General features: G+C 68.2%; 18 protein-coding genes. 10 read left to right on the top strand and 8 right to left on the bottom strand.

What is annotated here, in order from left to right:
- Positions 1-5: 5 nt before the first annotated feature.
- The 5 genes from BOSE46_RS19885 (at position 6) to BOSE46_RS19905 (ending at position 2,662) form a co-directional block, all read left to right on the top strand.
- Positions 6-863 carry an NAD(P)-dependent oxidoreductase gene (locus BOSE46_RS19885; protein ID WP_159542025.1) on the top strand — a complete coding sequence of 286 codons (858 nt, stop codon included), beginning with the start codon at positions 6-8 and terminating at the stop codon, positions 861-863.
- A 79-nt stretch (positions 864-942) separates the two neighbouring features.
- Complete coding sequence (locus BOSE46_RS19890; protein ID WP_159542027.1) at positions 943-1,317, top strand: helix-turn-helix transcriptional regulator; 375 nt, start codon at positions 943-945, stop codon at positions 1,315-1,317.
- Positions 1,310-1,807: an SRPBCC domain-containing protein gene (locus tag BOSE46_RS19895; protein ID WP_159542029.1), complete on the top strand. Its 498-nt coding sequence runs from the start codon at positions 1,310-1,312 to the stop codon at positions 1,805-1,807. Before BOSE46_RS19890 ends, BOSE46_RS19895 begins: the two co-directional genes overlap by 8 nt.
- Positions 1,804-2,262: a VOC family protein gene (locus tag BOSE46_RS19900; protein WP_159542031.1), complete on the top strand. Its 459-nt coding sequence runs from the start codon at positions 1,804-1,806 to the stop codon at positions 2,260-2,262. Before BOSE46_RS19895 ends, BOSE46_RS19900 begins: the two co-directional genes overlap by 4 nt.
- Before the next feature lie 16 nt (positions 2,263-2,278).
- Positions 2,279-2,662 (top strand): VOC family protein, encoded by a 384-nt coding sequence (locus BOSE46_RS19905; RefSeq protein ID WP_159542033.1) that lies wholly within the window; start codon positions 2,279-2,281, stop codon positions 2,660-2,662.
- Here the strand turns inward: BOSE46_RS19905 and BOSE46_RS19910 are convergent.
- Both BOSE46_RS19910 and BOSE46_RS19915 read right to left on the bottom strand, forming a co-directional pair.
- The gene (locus tag BOSE46_RS19910; protein ID WP_159542035.1) at positions 2,642-3,070 is read right to left on the bottom strand and encodes an OsmC family protein; all 429 of its coding nucleotides are present in this window, start codon (positions 3,068-3,070) and stop codon (positions 2,642-2,644) included. The two genes, BOSE46_RS19905 and BOSE46_RS19910, sit on opposite strands and share 21 nt — an antisense overlap.
- 38 nt (positions 3,071-3,108) lie before the next feature.
- A complete protein-coding gene (locus tag BOSE46_RS19915) occupies positions 3,109-4,707 on the bottom strand; it encodes an FMN-binding glutamate synthase family protein (protein ID WP_159542037.1) in 1,599 nt (532 codons plus the stop codon).
- A 169-nt stretch (positions 4,708-4,876) separates the two neighbouring features.
- Between BOSE46_RS19915 and BOSE46_RS19920 the strand changes: the two genes are divergently transcribed.
- From BOSE46_RS19920 to BOSE46_RS19940, 5 genes are read left to right on the top strand one after another with little or no spacing between them, the layout of a single operon-like run.
- Positions 4,877-5,197: a 4-fold beta flower protein gene (locus BOSE46_RS19920; RefSeq protein WP_159542039.1), complete on the top strand. Its 321-nt coding sequence runs from the start codon at positions 4,877-4,879 to the stop codon at positions 5,195-5,197.
- 44 nt (positions 5,198-5,241) lie between these two features.
- Entirely contained in the window at positions 5,242-6,750 is a 1,509-nt protein-coding gene (locus BOSE46_RS19925) for an SDR family oxidoreductase (RefSeq protein WP_159542041.1), read from the top strand.
- 28 nt (positions 6,751-6,778) lie between these two features.
- A complete protein-coding gene (locus BOSE46_RS19930) occupies positions 6,779-7,600 on the top strand; it encodes a DUF1206 domain-containing protein (RefSeq protein WP_159542043.1) in 822 nt (273 codons plus the stop codon).
- Positions 7,601-7,649: 49 nt separating this feature from the next.
- Entirely contained in the window at positions 7,650-9,140 is a 1,491-nt protein-coding gene (locus tag BOSE46_RS19935; RefSeq protein ID WP_159542045.1) for an amino acid permease, read from the top strand.
- Positions 9,137-9,874: an MBL fold metallo-hydrolase gene (locus BOSE46_RS19940; protein ID WP_159542047.1), complete on the top strand. Its 738-nt coding sequence runs from the start codon at positions 9,137-9,139 to the stop codon at positions 9,872-9,874. The genes BOSE46_RS19935 and BOSE46_RS19940 overlap by 4 nt, the downstream gene beginning before the upstream one ends.
- Here BOSE46_RS19940 and BOSE46_RS19945 read toward each other — a convergent pair.
- The 6 genes from BOSE46_RS19945 to BOSE46_RS19970 form a co-directional block, all read right to left on the bottom strand.
- The gene (locus BOSE46_RS19945) at positions 9,871-10,689 is read right to left on the bottom strand and encodes an ABC transporter ATP-binding protein (RefSeq protein WP_159542049.1); all 819 of its coding nucleotides are present in this window, start codon (positions 10,687-10,689) and stop codon (positions 9,871-9,873) included. The genes BOSE46_RS19940 and BOSE46_RS19945 overlap by 4 nt on opposite strands.
- Positions 10,686-11,708, bottom strand: coding sequence for an iron chelate uptake ABC transporter family permease subunit (locus BOSE46_RS19950; protein ID WP_236551818.1), 1,023 nt, complete (start codon positions 11,706-11,708; stop codon positions 10,686-10,688). Before BOSE46_RS19950 ends, BOSE46_RS19945 begins: the two co-directional genes overlap by 4 nt.
- Positions 11,705-12,757, bottom strand: coding sequence for an iron ABC transporter permease (locus tag BOSE46_RS19955; protein ID WP_159542051.1), 1,053 nt, complete (start codon positions 12,755-12,757; stop codon positions 11,705-11,707). The genes BOSE46_RS19950 and BOSE46_RS19955 overlap by 4 nt, the downstream gene beginning before the upstream one ends.
- Positions 12,754-13,758 (bottom strand): ABC transporter substrate-binding protein, encoded by a 1,005-nt coding sequence (locus tag BOSE46_RS19960; protein ID WP_159542053.1) that lies wholly within the window; start codon positions 13,756-13,758, stop codon positions 12,754-12,756. The genes BOSE46_RS19955 and BOSE46_RS19960 overlap by 4 nt, the downstream gene beginning before the upstream one ends.
- Positions 13,759-13,844: 86 nt before the next feature.
- Positions 13,845-14,669 carry an ABC transporter permease gene (locus tag BOSE46_RS19965; RefSeq protein ID WP_159542055.1) on the bottom strand — a complete coding sequence of 275 codons (825 nt, stop codon included), beginning with the start codon at positions 14,667-14,669 and terminating at the stop codon, positions 13,845-13,847.
- A complete protein-coding gene (locus BOSE46_RS19970; protein WP_159542057.1) occupies positions 14,666-15,643 on the bottom strand; it encodes an ATP-binding cassette domain-containing protein in 978 nt (325 codons plus the stop codon). Before BOSE46_RS19970 ends, BOSE46_RS19965 begins: the two co-directional genes overlap by 4 nt.
- Positions 15,644-15,659: the final 16 nt, after the last annotated feature.

Raw genomic sequence — 15,659 nt, forward strand, 5'->3', positions numbered from 1 at the left:
TGACCATGTCCCTTGCAGGAAAGACCATCATCATGTCCGGCGGATCCCGTGGGATCGGCGAGGCGATCGCGGTGCGCGCGGCCAAGGACGGCGCCAACGTCGCGCTGCTGGCCAAGACGACCGAACCGCACCCCAAGCTGCCCGGCACGATCTACACCGCCGCGGCGGCGATCGAGGAGGCCGGCGGCAATGCCCTGCCGCTCGTCGGCGACATCCGCGACGACGAGTTCGTCATCGACGCCGTCGCCAAGACCGCTGAGGCGTTCGGCGGCATCGACATCGTCGTCAACAACGCGAGCGCGATCGACCTGACCGACACGGCAGACGTGTCGATGAAGAAGTACGACCTGATGAACGACATCAACACACGCGGGTCGTTCCTGCTCGCCAAGTCCTCGATCGAGTGGCTCAAGCAGTCCGACAACGCGCACATCCTGACCCTGTCGCCGCCCATGAGCCTCGACCCCAAGTGGTTCAACAAGCACACGGCGTACACGATCGCGAAGTACGGCATGAGCCTCGTGACGCTCGGCCTGAGCGAGGAGCTGCGCCCGTTCGGCATCGCCGCCAACTCGCTGTGGCCCCGCACGGCGATCGACACCGCGGCCGTCCGCAACGTCGTAGGTGCCGGGCTCGTCAGCCACTCCCGTACGCCCGCGATCATGGCCGACGCGGCATACGAGATCCTCACCAAGCCGAGCCGGGAGTTCACCGGCCAGTTCGTGATCGACGACGACGTGCTCGAGGACGCCGGCGTCACGGACTTCTCGATCTACCTCAACGGCGGCACCGAGGAGGAGCTCGCGCTCGACTTCTGGGTCGAGCCCAAGGGCCCGCACAACCCTGAGCTCACGCTGCACTGAGTCCGCCCGCCACACCCCGTTCGAGATTTCTTCGCGCTCGTACTTGACGTACTGGTTAATTAACCTTTACGTTAAATGCATGGCAACCGATCAGCTCAGCAAGGTGTTCTCGGCACTCGCTGACCCGACGCGGCGTGACATCCTCACGCGGCTCGGGCAGGGCGATGCCACCGTCACCGAGCTCGCCGACCCGTTCCCGATCAGCCTCCCGGCGATCTCACGACACCTCAAGGTGCTCGAGACCGCCGGCCTGATCAGCCGGGACAAGCGAGCGCAGTGGCGGACGAACAGCCTCGAGGCTGCGCCGCTCAAGGAGGCGACAACGTGGATGGAACATCTCAGCCACCTGTGGGACGACCGCTTCTCTCGTCTCGACGCGCATCTCGCCGCCATGAAGGCACTGCAGGACAACCCCACGGACACCGACAAGGAAGAGGAATCGACCGATGACTGAAACGACTTACGAGGTCAACATCTCGCGCTACTTCGACGCCGCCCCCGAGCTCGTCTATCGCGCATTCACCGATCCCGAGCAGCTGGCCCAGTGGTTCGGACCGCTGATGTTCGTGGTCCCGATCGACACCGTCGACGTCGACGTACGGCCCGGTGGTCACTGGAAGCTGACGATGGTCGGCAAGGACAACCCCGAGTGGCGGGCGCCGATCAACGCGACGTTCACCGAGGTCGTGGAGAACCAGCTCATCGTCGGCTACGAGACGGCCGAGTCGATCCCCGGCATCGAGGACGGCACGCAGATGTCGCTGTCGATCGAGTTCATCCCCGAGGGCGACGGCACCCGCCTCGAGCTCCGCCAGGGACCGTTCCCCGAGCAGATGCGCGAGATGAGCGAGCTGGGCTGGAGCCAGTCGTTCTACAAGCTCGACGCCCTGCTCGCCACGCCGGCGCACTTCCGCAACACGCCCACCGACGGTGACGCGTCATGACCACGATCACCCCGTTCCTGTGGTTCGACGACAACGCCGAACAGGCCATCGAGCGCTACCTCAAGGTGTTCGACGACGCCGAGCTCGTCGACGAGAACCGGCTGCACGACGGCAACCTGTTCATCGCGACGATCCGCCTCCAGGGCACGACGTTGACGCTCATGAACGGCGGGCCCGACCACAAGCTCACCGAGGCGTTCTCATTGGCGGTCAGCGTCGAGACGCAGGACGAGGTCGACCAGATCTCCGACGCGCTGATCCAGGGTGGCGGCGAGCAGGGTCCGTGCGGCTGGCTCGTCGACGCATTCGGCCTCTCCTGGCAGATCGTCCCGACGCTGCTGATGCAGCTCCTGGGCGATCCCGACCGCGAGAAGGCCGGCCGGGCCCAGGCCGCCATGATGCAGATGAAGCGCCTCGACCTGCAGGCTCTTCAGGATGCCTTCGACGGCAGGTGAGTCGTACGCTGGCCGCATGATCGGCCGGCTCCACCACATCATCCTGGACGCCGCCGACCCTCAGGGTTCGGCGGCGTTCTGGTCTGCGCTGCTGGGCCAGCCGGTCACGTACGACGACGGTGACTTCGTCGTGGTGTCGGTCGACGACACGACGTCCGGCATCGCGTTCCAACGGGCACCCAACCACGTGGAACCGACGTGGCCCGACCCGATCGTCGGTCAGCAGGTGCACGTCGACGTCGCGGTCGACGATCCCTCAGCCTCCGGCCCGGAGGTCGTGGCGTTGGGCGCCCGGCACCTCGAGGGTGACGTGTACGCCGATCCGGCCGGTCACCCGTTCTGCCTGATCCGCCGGCCGTCGTGGATGTCGGCCGTCAGCTCAGTGCGCGACGACCTCTGACTCCACGGGCGTACCGACGATGACCGTGCGGGTGACGGTGCACAACCGGTCGTGCGACTGGGCGACGGCCCGCGGCAGGCTCTCCTTGGCCCGGTCGCCGTCGTCACCCTCGGGGAACGTCACGTCGAACGACACCCGGATGTTGGTCAGCCGGTTGCCGAGGTCGTCGCGGATCTTGTCGGCACGGATTGAGACATCGAACGACTCGGGGTCGACCCGCTTGCCGACGAGGTAGTCGACGTCGATCGCGCTGCACCCGGCGATGCCCGCCAGCAGCAGCTCGATCGGCGTGAAGTCATCGTCATTGCCCTCGCCGAAGTCCAACGTCTTGCCCCGGACGTTGGTCGCCCGGAACCGGGCCTTGCCGGTGCGGGTCAGCTCAACGGATCGCTCGGTCTCAGTAGCCATACCCCGACGCTACTCCCGGCCCTCCGCACCCTTGGCAATCACGTGATGCCAGTGGTCAGGTCCTGTCCCTGCGGCTTCTCGCCCTCGCCCTCCTCGATCGAGCGGGTCTCGGGACGCGAGCCGCCCGGCGCCATCAGCTCGGTGATCTGGTCGGCGAGCGAGCTGCCCAGCTCACCCCAGCCGTCCTTGTAGCCGTACACCGAGCGCAGCGATCGTGCCTCGTAGTCGCCGCACATGATGTCGACGTCGTCAGCGGTGATCAGCCCGGGGTGCGCGACGCCGACCGACTCGGAGACCTTGACCATCTCCTTGCGGAACGTACGAATGTATTGCGCGCACCGCTCCGACTTCAGCGTCGGATCGAGCCCGTGCGCCAGCCACGGATCCTGGGTCGCCACGCCGGTGGGGCACCTGTCGGTGTGGCACTTCTGCGACTGGATGCAGCCGATCGACATCATCGCCTCGCGCGCGACGTTGACCATGTCGGCGCCGAGGGCGAACGCGACGATCGCGTTGTCGATCAGACCGAGCTTGCCCGAGCCGATGAACGTGACGTCGTCGGTCAGCCCGGCCTCGGCGAACGTCCCGTAGACGCGGGAGAAGCCCATGCGGAACGGCAGCGCGATCGAGTCGGCGAAGATCGGCGGCGACGCACCCGTGCCGCCTTCGCCGCCGTCGACGGTCACGAAGTCGACGCCGCGGTCGCCCTTGGCCATGAGCCTGACCAGCTCGTACCAGAACTCCATCTCCCCCACGGCGCTCTTGATGCCGACCGGCACACCCGTCTCGGTCGCGGCGAGCTCGACGAAGTCGAGGAGGCTGTCGACGTCGGTGAATGCCGTGTGGCGCGACGGGCTCGCGCAGTCCTTGCCCATCGGGATGCCACGGATCTCGCTGATCTCCTGGGTCACCTTGGCCGCCGGCAGGAGTCCACCGAGCCCGGGCTTGGCGCCCTGCGAGAGCTTGATCTCGATCGCCCTGACCGGCGCCGACCCGACGACGTCCTTGAGCCGGTCGAGCGAGAAGGTGCCGTCCTCGTTGCGGCAGCCGAAGTACGCCGTGCCCACCTGGAGCACGATGTCGCCGCCTTGCCGGTGATGCGGTGAGAGGCCACCCTCACCGGTGTTGTGCATGCAGCCGGCCAGCTTGGCGCCCTGGTTGAGCGCCTGGATCGCGTTGCCCGACATCGAGCCGAAGCTCATCCCCGAGACGTTGATCAGCGACTCGGGGCGGAAGGCCTTGGCTCGCCCGCGCGGACCACCGATCACCTTGGCGCTCGGCAGCCCGACCTTCTCGGCGTGGTCGTGCGGCAACGAGTCGGCGAACGTGCGGTGCTTGATGATCGCGTAGCCCGGCGTGTGCTCGATGTCGTTGTCGGTGCCGAAGCCGGAGTAGTTGTTCTCCTGCTTCGACGACGCGTAGATCCACGTGCGCTGGTCGCGGCTGAACGGCCGCTCCTCGTCGTTGCCGGTGACGATGTACTGGCGCAGCTCCGGGCCGATCGTCTCCAGCAGGTAGCGCGCGTGCGCCACCACCGGATAGTTGCGCAGCAACGCGTGTCGTTTCTGGGTCAGGTCGCGCACCGCGACTGCCCCGACAGCAAGACCGACCCCACCGAGCACGCGGCTGAGCTTCATGTCCAAGTCCTACCCCGCACCGGTGAACGTTGTCCATCGGGACGGCGACGAGCGGCTTCGGGCGTACCTAGTCCTTTCGAGTCATTTTTTCCCGGCACGCAACAAATGCCCGCAATTGCAGGCGCACAGTCGTACGGTCGAAGGAGAAGCACTGGAAGGACTATCTCGGATGAGCGTCTATCTGTTCGACATGGACGGCGAGCCCATCGCGTTCCGACGGACCTGGACAGACCCCTACGTCTTCGACCTGCATGGCCGCTGGATCGGCTGGTTCCCCTGGGAGGACCACGACGCGGTCGATCGTGACGGTCGCTACCTCGGCACGGTCGTCGACGACCGCCTGGTGCGGCGCAACGACTGGTACGAACGCCCGTGCCCGGCCGGCCCGGGCGACCCCGGCGAGGCCCGACCCACCGGACATCCGCTGGCACCGCACGCGTTCCCCAACCGGTTCGCGTACGAGGATGCCGGCATCCGCCTGCTGACCTAGCTTTTCGGCGTGCAGCATCGCGCCATCCCCCGAAGACTGGAGGGGTGTCCGCCACCCGCAGTCTCGTCACCGGAGCCACCGGCTATGTCGGCGGCCGCCTCGTCCCGCAGCTCCTCGAAGCAGGTCATGACGTACGCGTGATGGTCCGCGACGAGCGCAAGGCCCAGGCGCACGACTGGGCCGCCGACGTCGAGATCGCCACCGCAGATGCCACCGACGCAGGTCAGGTCGCGGCAGCGCTCGAAGGCGTCGATGTCGCCTACTATCTGCTGCACTCGATCGGGACCGGCACCGACTTCGCCGCGACCGAGAGCCGGATCGCCCAGACATTCGCCACCGAGGCCAAGCGGGCCGGCGTTCGCCGCATCGTCTTCCTCGGCGGCATGTCGCCCAAGGACGAAGAGCTGTCGGAGCACCTGCGATCCCGCGAGGAGGTCGGCGAGATCCTGCTCGGCTCCGGCGTGCCCACCGCCGTGCTGCAGGCCGGCGTCGTCATCGGCTCGGGCTCCGCGTCGTTCGAGATGCTGCGCTACCTCACCGAACGACTGCCGGTCATGGTGACGCCGAAGTGGGTGCACACCCGCATCCAGCCCATCGCGATCCGCGACGTCCTGCGCTACCTCGTCGCGTGCGCCGACCTGCCCGCCGACGTCAACCGGCGCTTCGACATCGGCGGGCCCGACGTGCTGACGTACTTCGACATGATGCAGCGGTACGCCGCGGTGGCCGGCCTGCCGAGGCGCCGCGTGCTGCCGGTGCCGGTGCTGTCACCAGGACTCTCGAGCCACTGGGTCGGCCTCATCACGCCAGTGCCGGCGAACCTGGCGCGGCCGCTCGTCGAGTCGCTCCGCAACACCGTCGTCGCAGGTGAGACCGACATCAAGACGTACGTGCCCGACCCGCCGGAGGGCCTCATCGGCTTCGACCGCTCGGTGGAGCTCGCCCTCACGAAGATCCAGGACCTCGACGTGCCGACCCGCTGGTCGTCCGCCGCGACAGCCGGCGCGCCGGCCGAGGGGCTGCCGACCGACCCGGACTGGGCCGGCGGGTCGCTCTACACCGACGAGCGCACGCGCGAGGTCCACGCCAGCCCGGAGCACCTCTGGACAATCATCGAAGGCATCGGCGGCCGCAACGGCTGGTACTCATGGGCGCTCGCCTGGTGGATCCGCGGTCTGCTCGACCGGGCCGTCGGCGGGCCGGGCCTGCGCCGCGGCCGGCGCAACGACCGGGACCTCGTGGTGGGTGACGCACTCGACTTCTGGCGGGTCGAGGACACCGACGACCGTACGTTCCTGCGCCTCCGCGCCGAGATGAAGCTGCCCGGCCTCGCCTGGCTCGAGCTGCAGGTCGGCTCGACCGATGGGGGGACGACGACGTTCCACCACCGGGCCCTGTTCCACCCCAAGGGCCTGTTGGGACACCTCTACTGGTGGTCGATCTACCCGTTCCACGGGATCATCTTCGGCTCGATGCAGAAGAACATCGCCAAGGCGGCCGAGGCGCTCGAGCGTGACGACGTCGCTCAACGCGCGGAACCCCGGGAGCTCTGAGACGATCCTCTCGGGGAGAGGGAGCGACATGGGAGACGTCGAAGCAGCCGGCGAACAGGCGCGGCACAGCGACACGTTGCGCGCAGCGGCGCGGGTCGGCCTGGCCGCGTTCGGCCTGGTCCACTTGTTGATCGCGTGGCTCGCGCTGCAGGTCGCGTGGAGCAGCGGCGGGAAGGCCGACAGCCAGGGCGCCCTGCAGACCGTGGCCAAGGAGCCGTTCGGCGAGGCCCTGCTCTGGGTCGTCGCGGCCGGGCTGGTCGCGCTGACGATCTGGCAGGTCATGACCGCGATGTGGGGGTTTCAGACCGAGTCCGACGACAAGAAGCGGGCGGCCAAGCGTCTCGCCGCCGTCGGTCGCGCCGTCGTCTACGCCGCCATCGGGTTCTCCGCGGCCCGCACTGCTGGCGGCTCGGGCGGCGGCAAGAGCCAGGACGCCAAGGGCGAGGGCTTCACGGCCGACCTGCTGTCAGCACCGGCCGGCCGGGTCCTCGTCGCGGCGATCGGGATCACGATCCTGGTCATCGCCGCGCGGCACGTGCATCGCGGGCTCAGCGACAACTTCACGCACGACCTCGAAGGAGGGGCCACGACCGGCTCCACGGGTTCGGCGGTGCTGCTGTTCGGACGAGTCGGGTACGTCGGCAAGGGCGCCGCGATCGGCGTCGTCGGCGTGCTGTTCGGCTGGGCTGCGCTCTCGTACGACCCGGACAAGGCCGGCGGCCTCGACGACGCGCTCAAGACCGTACGCGACCAGCCTTACGGTCCCTATCTGCTGACGCTGGTCGCCATCGGCTTCGCGGCGTTCGGGCTGTTCTGCTTCGCCTGGGCCCGGTACGTGCGTACGCGCTGAGCGCCTGCCGCGGTTGCGCGACCCAACCGTCGACAACAGGATGGTGGCCATGGACCTCTTCCGCACCAAGTCCGTGGAACGCTCGATCGAGGAGACCGACGAGCCGGAGCACAAGCTCCGCAAGGAGCTCTCGGCCTGGGACCTGACGTTCTTCGGCGTCGGCGTGGTCATCGGCACCGGCATCTTCGTGCTGACCGGCCAGCAGGCACACCTCAACGCCGGTCCGTCGATCGTCATCTCGTTCATCGTGGCCGGCATCGCGTGCGGGCTCGCTGGGCTCTGCTATGCCGAGTTCGCCTCGACCGTGCCGGTGGCCGGCAGCGCGTACACGTTCTCGTACGCGACGCTCGGTGAGTTCATCGCCTGGATCATCGGCTGGGACCTCGTGCTCGAGCTCGCGCTGGGTGCCGCTGTGGTGGCCCGCGGCTGGTCGGCCTACCTGCAGGACCTGTTCGACCTGCCGACCTGGCTGGCCGGCGATGACGCCAAGCCCGACATCGGTGCGATCGCGATCGTGCTGGCACTGACGGTCATCGGCGTGCTGGGCACCAAGCTGTCGGGCCGGTTCACCGGCGCCCTCGTGATCATCAAGGTCACGGTGGTCTCGTTCGTCGTGATCGCCGGGTTGTTCTTCATCAAGTGGTCCAACTACAAGCCCTTCGTCCCTGACTCCGAGCCCGCCGCCGGCGGCAAGGGCGCGGACCAGACCCTGCTGCAGGGCATCTTCGGCGTCGACCCCACGGCCTTCGGCGCGTACGGCATCATCGCCGCGGCGTCGGTCGTGTTCTTCGCCTACATCGGGTTCGACATCGTCGCGACGTCGGCCGAGGAGACCAAGAACCCGCAGCGCGACGTCCCCCGCGGCATCCTCGGGTCGCTGGCGATCTGCACAGCGCTCTACGTCGCGGTGTCGTTCGTCATCACCGGGATGCTGAAGTACAGCGACAAGCGCATGAACACCGCCGCCCCCTTGGCCGAGGCGTTCGACGCCAACGGCGCCGGCTGGGCGTCCAAGATCATCTCGACCGGAGCCGTCGCCGGTCTCACCACGGTCGTCCTCGTGCTGATGCTCGGCCAGGCACGGGTGCTGTTCGCGATGTCCCGCGACGGCCTGCTGCCGATCGGCCTCGCCAAGGTGCATCCGCGGTTCGGCACGCCGTACCGGATCACGATCATCACCGGCGTCTTCGTGGCCGTGCTCGCCGGCGTCGTGCCGCTGTCTGAGCTGTCCAAGCTCGTCAGCATCGGCACCCTGTTCGCGTTCGTCCTCGTGTCAGCCGGCGTCATCATCCTGCGGCGTACGCGCGGCGACCTGCATCGCCCGTTCCGCGTACCGGCCGTCCCGTGGGTCCCGGCCCTGTCGATCCTGTCGTGCGCGTGGCTCATGGTGAACCTGTCGATCGAGACCTGGGTGCGATTCGTCATCTGGCTGCTGATCGGGTTCGTCGTCTACTTCCTGTACGGCTATCGCAGCTCTCGCCTCGGAAGAGGCCTGAAGCAGGCGCCGACCGACGGCGGCACCGTACCGTCGGTGGAATGAGCACACCCACCGTCACGGAGGTCGCCGACGGGGTCCACTTCGTGCAGAGCAAGGCCGTCAACTGGACCCTGCTCACCGACGGCGATGCGTTGACGTTGGTCGACGGCGGCTACCCGGGAGACCACGACGCAGTCCTGTCGTCGATCGAGCAGGTCGGTCGTACGCTCGACGACCTCGCCGCGGTGCTGGTGACGCACGCGCACGTCGACCACATCGGCTCGTTGCCGAAGCTGCTGAGCGGCCGCGACGTCCCGGTGCTGACGTCGGAGACCGAGGCCCGCCACGCCCATCGGGACTTCCTCGAGCAGGCGACCCCGCTGCAGGTCGTCGCCGCGTCGTGGCGCCCGCGCGTGCTCGGTTGGTCGCTGTACGTCATGTCGGCCGGTGGCATGACGAAGGCCGGGGTGCCCGAGGCGAGGCCGTTCGCCGCTGGCCCGCTCGACGTGCCGGGCCGCCCGGTCCCGATCGTGACGCCGGGGCACACCAGCGGCCACACCTGCTACCACCTGCCGGACGCCGGCGTGCTGATCACCGGCGACGCGCTGATCACGGGTCACCTCATCGTCGCGCGTACCGGGCCGCAGATGGTCGCCCCGATGTTCCAGCACGACGCTGGGGCCAACCGGCAGTCGCTCGAGGCGCTGCGATCATTGAGTGGCGAGGTGCTCCTGCCGGGCCACGGATCGGCATGGCACGGCTCGTACGCCGACGCGGTCGACCAGGCGCTCGCCTAGGACGCCGCGGAGACCGTCTCCCTTGCGGCGTGATGACGACCGCGCGGGACGATCATCGGGGTGCCGCTGACCGGATCCGGTACGACCTCGCAGGCCAGGCCGAAAACCTCGGTCACGACCGCCGAGTCGATGACGTCGATGGGTGGGCCCTCCGCGAGGATCGCGCCCTGCTTCATCGCGATGATGTGGTCGGCATAGCGGCAGGCGAGGTTGAGGTCGTGCAGCACGATGACGATCGTCTTGCCCGACTCGCGGTTGAGGTCCGTCAGCAGGTCGAGCAGCTCGACCTGGTGGTTGATGTCGAGGAAGGTCGTCGGCTCGTCCAGCAGCAGCAGGTCGGTGTCCTGCGCGAGGGCCATCGCGACCCACACCCGTTGGCGCTGGCCTCCGGAGAGCTCGGCGATGTTGCGGTCCGCCAGGTCTGCCGTGCCGGTGGCCTCCAGCGCGGCGGCGACCGCGCGGTCGTCCTCGGAGCTCCACTGACGGAACCAGCCCTGGTGCGGGTAGCGGCCGCGGCCCACGAGGTCACCGACCGTGATGCCGTCCGGTGCGACCGGAGACTGCGGCAACAGGCCGAGCACCTTGGCGACCTCGACGCTCTTGAGGTCGTGCACGGAGGTGCCGTCGAGGATCACCTGGCCGCTGCGTGGCCGCAGCAGGCGAGCCAGCCCGCGCAGCAACGTGGACTTGCCGCACGCGTTCGCGCCGACGATCACGGTGATCCGGCCGTCAGGGATCACCACGTCGAGGTCGCGGACGATGTCGACGTCCGAATAGCCGAGCGTGAGGTTCTTGGCACGCAGGTCGTGAGTCATCCGCCGCGTCCTTCCCGGTTGACGGTGGCGAGGAGCCAGATCAGATAGGGGGCACCGATGATGCCCGTGATGACACCCGTGGGCAGGGCCACGGGTACGACGTGCTGGGCCACCAGGTCGGCGCCCAGCACGATGATCGAGCCGACCAGTCCGGCCGCGATGATGCCGCCACCGCTGTGGCCGACCATCCGCTGGGCGATCGGGCCGGCGATGAGTGCGACGAACATGACCGGACCCGCTACCGCCGTGGCGAAGCCGATCAGGACGATCGAGACCGCGATCAACGCCAGTCGGCTCAGCTCGACGCGCGCACCCAGCGCGTTGGCGGTGTCGTCACCCAGCTCGAGGACGCGGAGCGGTCGTTGCAGCAGCAGCGCGACCGGCACGAGCACCACCAGCGCGACGAGCAGCGTGCGCAGCTCGGTCGAACCGGCCTGGCCGACCGTGCCGACGAGCCAGGTCATGGCCTGCCGCGCCTCGTACAGCTCGGCATGCGCCACGAGGTAGCCGATGATCGAGAGCATGAACTCCGACAGTCCGATACCGATCAGGATGAACCGGTAGCCCGAGATGCCGTCGCGCCAGGCCAGCAGGTAGATCAGGACGGCACTGACCAGTGCACCGGCGAGCGCCGAGGCGGACACCATCGCGCTGCCCGCGCCGAGCAGGATGATCGACGACACGGCGAACAGGCTCGCGCCCGAGGAGATGCCCACGAAGTCCGGCGACGCGAGGGGGTTGCCGAGCAGCTTCTGGAACAGCATCCCCGACACCCCCAGCGCGAACCCGACCGCCAGCGCCGCCGTGGCGGTGGGCAGCCGCAGGTCGCGCACGATGAAGTCGACCGACGGCTCGTCGCGCAGGTGGAACGCCGAGGTGATGACGTCCCACGCCGACACGTAGAAGCTGCCGACCATCATCGTGAGGACGAAGAGCGCGAACGCGACGACCGCGAGCGCGACCGTCACCGTGCCTGCGCGGCGCCGGCGCGTACGACGTCCGGCAACGACCGCCGTCACAGCTCCGCCAGGCTTCGGTAGCGCACCAGCGCGATGAAGGCCGGTGCGCCGAGGACGCCCAGCACGACGCCGACCTGCAGCTCACCGGGCGACACCACGAGGCGGCCGATGATGTCGGCGCCGAGCAGCACGATCGGCGTCAGCACCAGGGAGTAGGGCAGGATCCAGCGATAGTCGGGGCCGCAGATGAACCGGGCGAGGTGCGGCACCACGAGGCCGACGAAGACGATGGGCCCGCAGGCGGCGGTGGCGGCTCCGCACAGCACCGCGACCGTCACGAACATGACGAGCCGCGTACGCCGGAGCCGCTGCCCGAGCGCCAGCGCGAGATCCTCGCCGAGCGCGAGACCGTTGAGCGCACGCCCGGTGAGCATCGCCACGAACAGGCCCAGCACGATGAAGGGCGCCGTCTGCCAGAACACCGGCATGTAGCGGCCGGCCAGTGAGCCCACCTGCCAGAAGCGCAGCTCGTTGAGCGCGTCGGCGTTGGTCATGACGATCGCCGAGGTGAGCGACGACAGGATCGCCGTGACCGCAGCGCCGGCGAGGGCCAGCTTGACCGGCGTCGCCCCTTCACGCCCGAACGAGGCGATGCCGTAGACCGTGACGGTCGCGACGCCCGCGCCGAGGAAGGCCAGCCAGACGTACCCGCCGATGCCCTGGACACCGACGACCATGATGCCGAACACGATGAACGCCGCCGCGCCGGCGTTGATGCCCATGATGCCCGGATCCGCGAGCGGGTTGCGGGTCACTCCCTGGAGGATCGCGCCGCTGACGCCCAACGCCGCGCCGGCGAGGATGCCGATGAGCGTGCGCGGCACCCGCATCTCGCGGATGACCGTCTCGGAGGCCGACGCAGGGTCGAAGTCGGTGAACGCCTTCCAGATCGTCGGCACGCCGACACCGCGCGAGCCGAGCGTGATGCTGAAGAAGCAGACCACCAGGAGGACGCCGATCAGCACGACCAGTCCCGCGACCAGCCCGGCGCCGGGGCGGTGCCGGGGCGCGGTCTCCAGCCGGGGCGCGGACGTCTCGAGCAGCGTCATGTCAGGTCGGGGTCGGCCTTCTGGATCGCCGCGGTGAGCTGGGTCAGCTGGTCGGCGTACTCACCGTAGGTGTGCATCCAGTAGGCCGGCCACGGCACGTACGCCTTGGCCTTGGCCGCCTTGATGTTGTTCCAGGTCGGCTGCTTCTCACCCTGCTTGAGGGTCGACGCGTATGCCCGGTCGTCGATCAGCAGCAGGTCGGGCTGGTACTTGTCGGCGTTCTCCCAGCTGAGGTTCTCCCAGTAGGGGAAGCCCTTGTCCGGCTTGTCCGGGTTGATGACGTCCAGGCCCCAGCGCTGGAAGTCGAGCAGCTCGGGCGCGTACTTCGGGTTGGCGACATACAGCAGGTCATCGGACGGCGACACGGCCAGCACCGTCAGGCCGGGCTTGGCCTTGACGGCCTTCTCGAACGCGGCCTTAGCGGACTCGAAGGACTTCTTGTCGGCGGCGATCTTGGGATCCTTGACGTCGGCGCCGAGCGAGACTGCCAGCTTCTCGTAGCCCTGCGCCAGCTTCTCGATCGAGTCACCCTGGGCGATGCCGACGACCGGTGCGAGGTCGAGCAGCTTCTTGCTCGACGCCTTCACGCCCGACTCGAATCCGCTGTAGGCCTTCTCGGCCGGCCACCAGTCGGCGACGATCAGGTCGGGCTTGAGCGACGCGGCCTTCTCCACATCGATCTGACCCCACGTCTGGCCCAGGATCGTGATGCCTGACAGGTCGAGATCCTTGAGGTTGGGATCGTCCTTGACCGGCCCCGTCGCATAGATGCCGACCGGCTTGATGCCGAAGGAGATCAGTGCCGCGGCCTCGGCGCCGCTGGCGATGATGCGTTTGGGGGTGGCGTCGAGCGTGACGGTCTTGCCGTTGCCGGACACGAAGGACCAGGGCCCACTCTTCGCGGCATCGTCATTCGGCTCGCTCGTGCCGCAGGCGGCGAGAAGTGTGGTGGCGAGCAGAGCGGCGATCGCTCCGCCCGCCACACGACGTACGTAGGACACGGACAGGCCTTTCGTCAGGGGGACCTCAGGTCACCCTAACTTAGGCATGGCTTACCTCGCCACGTGGGCAAGGTCACGGGCCGGGGTCAGTCCTTGGAGCGCTGCTTGAACGCCCGCAGGGCCAGTGGCGCGAAGATCGCAGTGAGCACGATCGACCAGGCGATCGACACCCCCACCGGGTGGTGCAGCGGCCAGGCCGCGCTCGCCGCGGCAGGATCTCCGTTGCCCCAGAGGTTGCGGCAGGCCTGGGTCAGCGAAGAGATGGGATTCCACTCGGCGATGAAGCGCAACCACGACGGCATCTTGGCCGTGGGCGCGAACGTGTTGGCGAGGAAGGTCAGCGGGAACATGACGGTGAACATGACCCCTTGAACGGCCTCGGTCGTCTTGAGCAGCGAGCCGACCAAGATGCCGAGCCAGATCATCGCGAAGCCGAACAGCAGGATCAGCAGGAAGGCCATGACGCCGTCGACCACGCCGTTGCGGATACGCCAGCCGATCAACAGGCCGGTGACCGCCATGACCGCGATGCCGATGCTCGAGTGGATGAGGCTTGCGATGCTCCGGCCGATCAGCACCGACGCCCGTGAGATCGGCAGCGACTTGAACCGGTCGACGATGCCCTTCTCGAGGTCGTTCGTCAGGCCGATCGCCACGATCATCGCGGAGAACACGATCGTCTGCGCCATGATGCCGGGCAACAGGAACTCGCGGTAGTTGGAGCCCGGAATCGCGATCGAGGCGCCGAAGACATAGGCGAAGAGGAGCACGAACATGATCGGCTGGACCGTGACGTCCATGAGCATCTCGGGCATGCGCTTGATGTGGATGAGGTTGCGCCAGACCACGACCATCGAGGCCCGGGCGAGCGATGGCGGGTTGATCGTCGGTCGGACGGTCTCGGTCGTCATGAGCGCGCCTCTTCCATGGTCTCGGTCTCGTCGGTGGACTCGGCCTTGTGGCCGGTGAGGTGCAGGAACACGTCGTCAAGGCTCGGTCTCTTCAGTCCCAGGTCGTCGACGGGGATCCCGCTCTCCTCGAAGACCTGGCCGATCCGTGACATGTCGCCGAGGCCGGCCGCCTTGGCGGTGAGACGCCGCGCGATCGGATCGACGTGGACCTCGTCCGAACACGTACGGATGAGTCGCTCGGCCGCGTCGAGGTCGGAGGCGTTGGTCAACGTCACCACTACGCTGGCCGCTCCGGCCTGATCCTTCAGCTGCGTCGGGGTGCCGGCCGCGATGATCCTGCCCTTGTCGATCACGATGATCTCGTCGGCCAGGTTGTCGGCCTCCTCGAGGTATTGCGTCGTCAGGAGCAGCGTCGTCCCATCCCGGACCAGTCCTCGCAGGACCTCCCACAGCTCCGACCGGCTGCGCGGGTCGAGACCCGTCGTCGGCTCGTCGAGGAACAGCACGGGCGGGGCGGCGATCAGGCTGACCGCCAGGTCGAGCCGTCGCCGCATGCCACCCGAGTAGGTCTTGGCCGTGCGGTCAGCGGCCTCGGTCAGCGAGAACCGCTCGAGCAGCTCGTCGGAGGTCTCGGCAATGTACTTCTTCGGCAGGCCGTAGAGGCTGCCGATCAGCTTGAGGTTCTCGCGGGCCGTCAGGAACTCGTCGACCGTCGCAGCCTGTCCCGTCAGACCCATGCTGCGGCGCACGGCGTCTGGCTCCTTGCGGATGTCGTGGCCGGCCACGCGGCCCGTGCCGCTCGTGGGGACGCTCAGGGTCGTGAGCATGCGCACTGTCGTGGTCTTGCCGGCACCGTTGGGGCCCAACAACCCGAGCACACTGCCCTCGGGCACGACGAAACTGACGCCGTCGACGGCGGCGTTGTCGCCGAATCGTTTGACGAGGTCTATTGCCTCGACTGCCGGAGCAGACATGGTGTTCCTTCCACAG

The sequence above is a fragment of the Aeromicrobium sp. 9AM genome (assembly GCF_902506105.1).
Lineage (GTDB): Bacteria > Actinomycetota > Actinomycetes > Propionibacteriales > Nocardioidaceae > Aeromicrobium.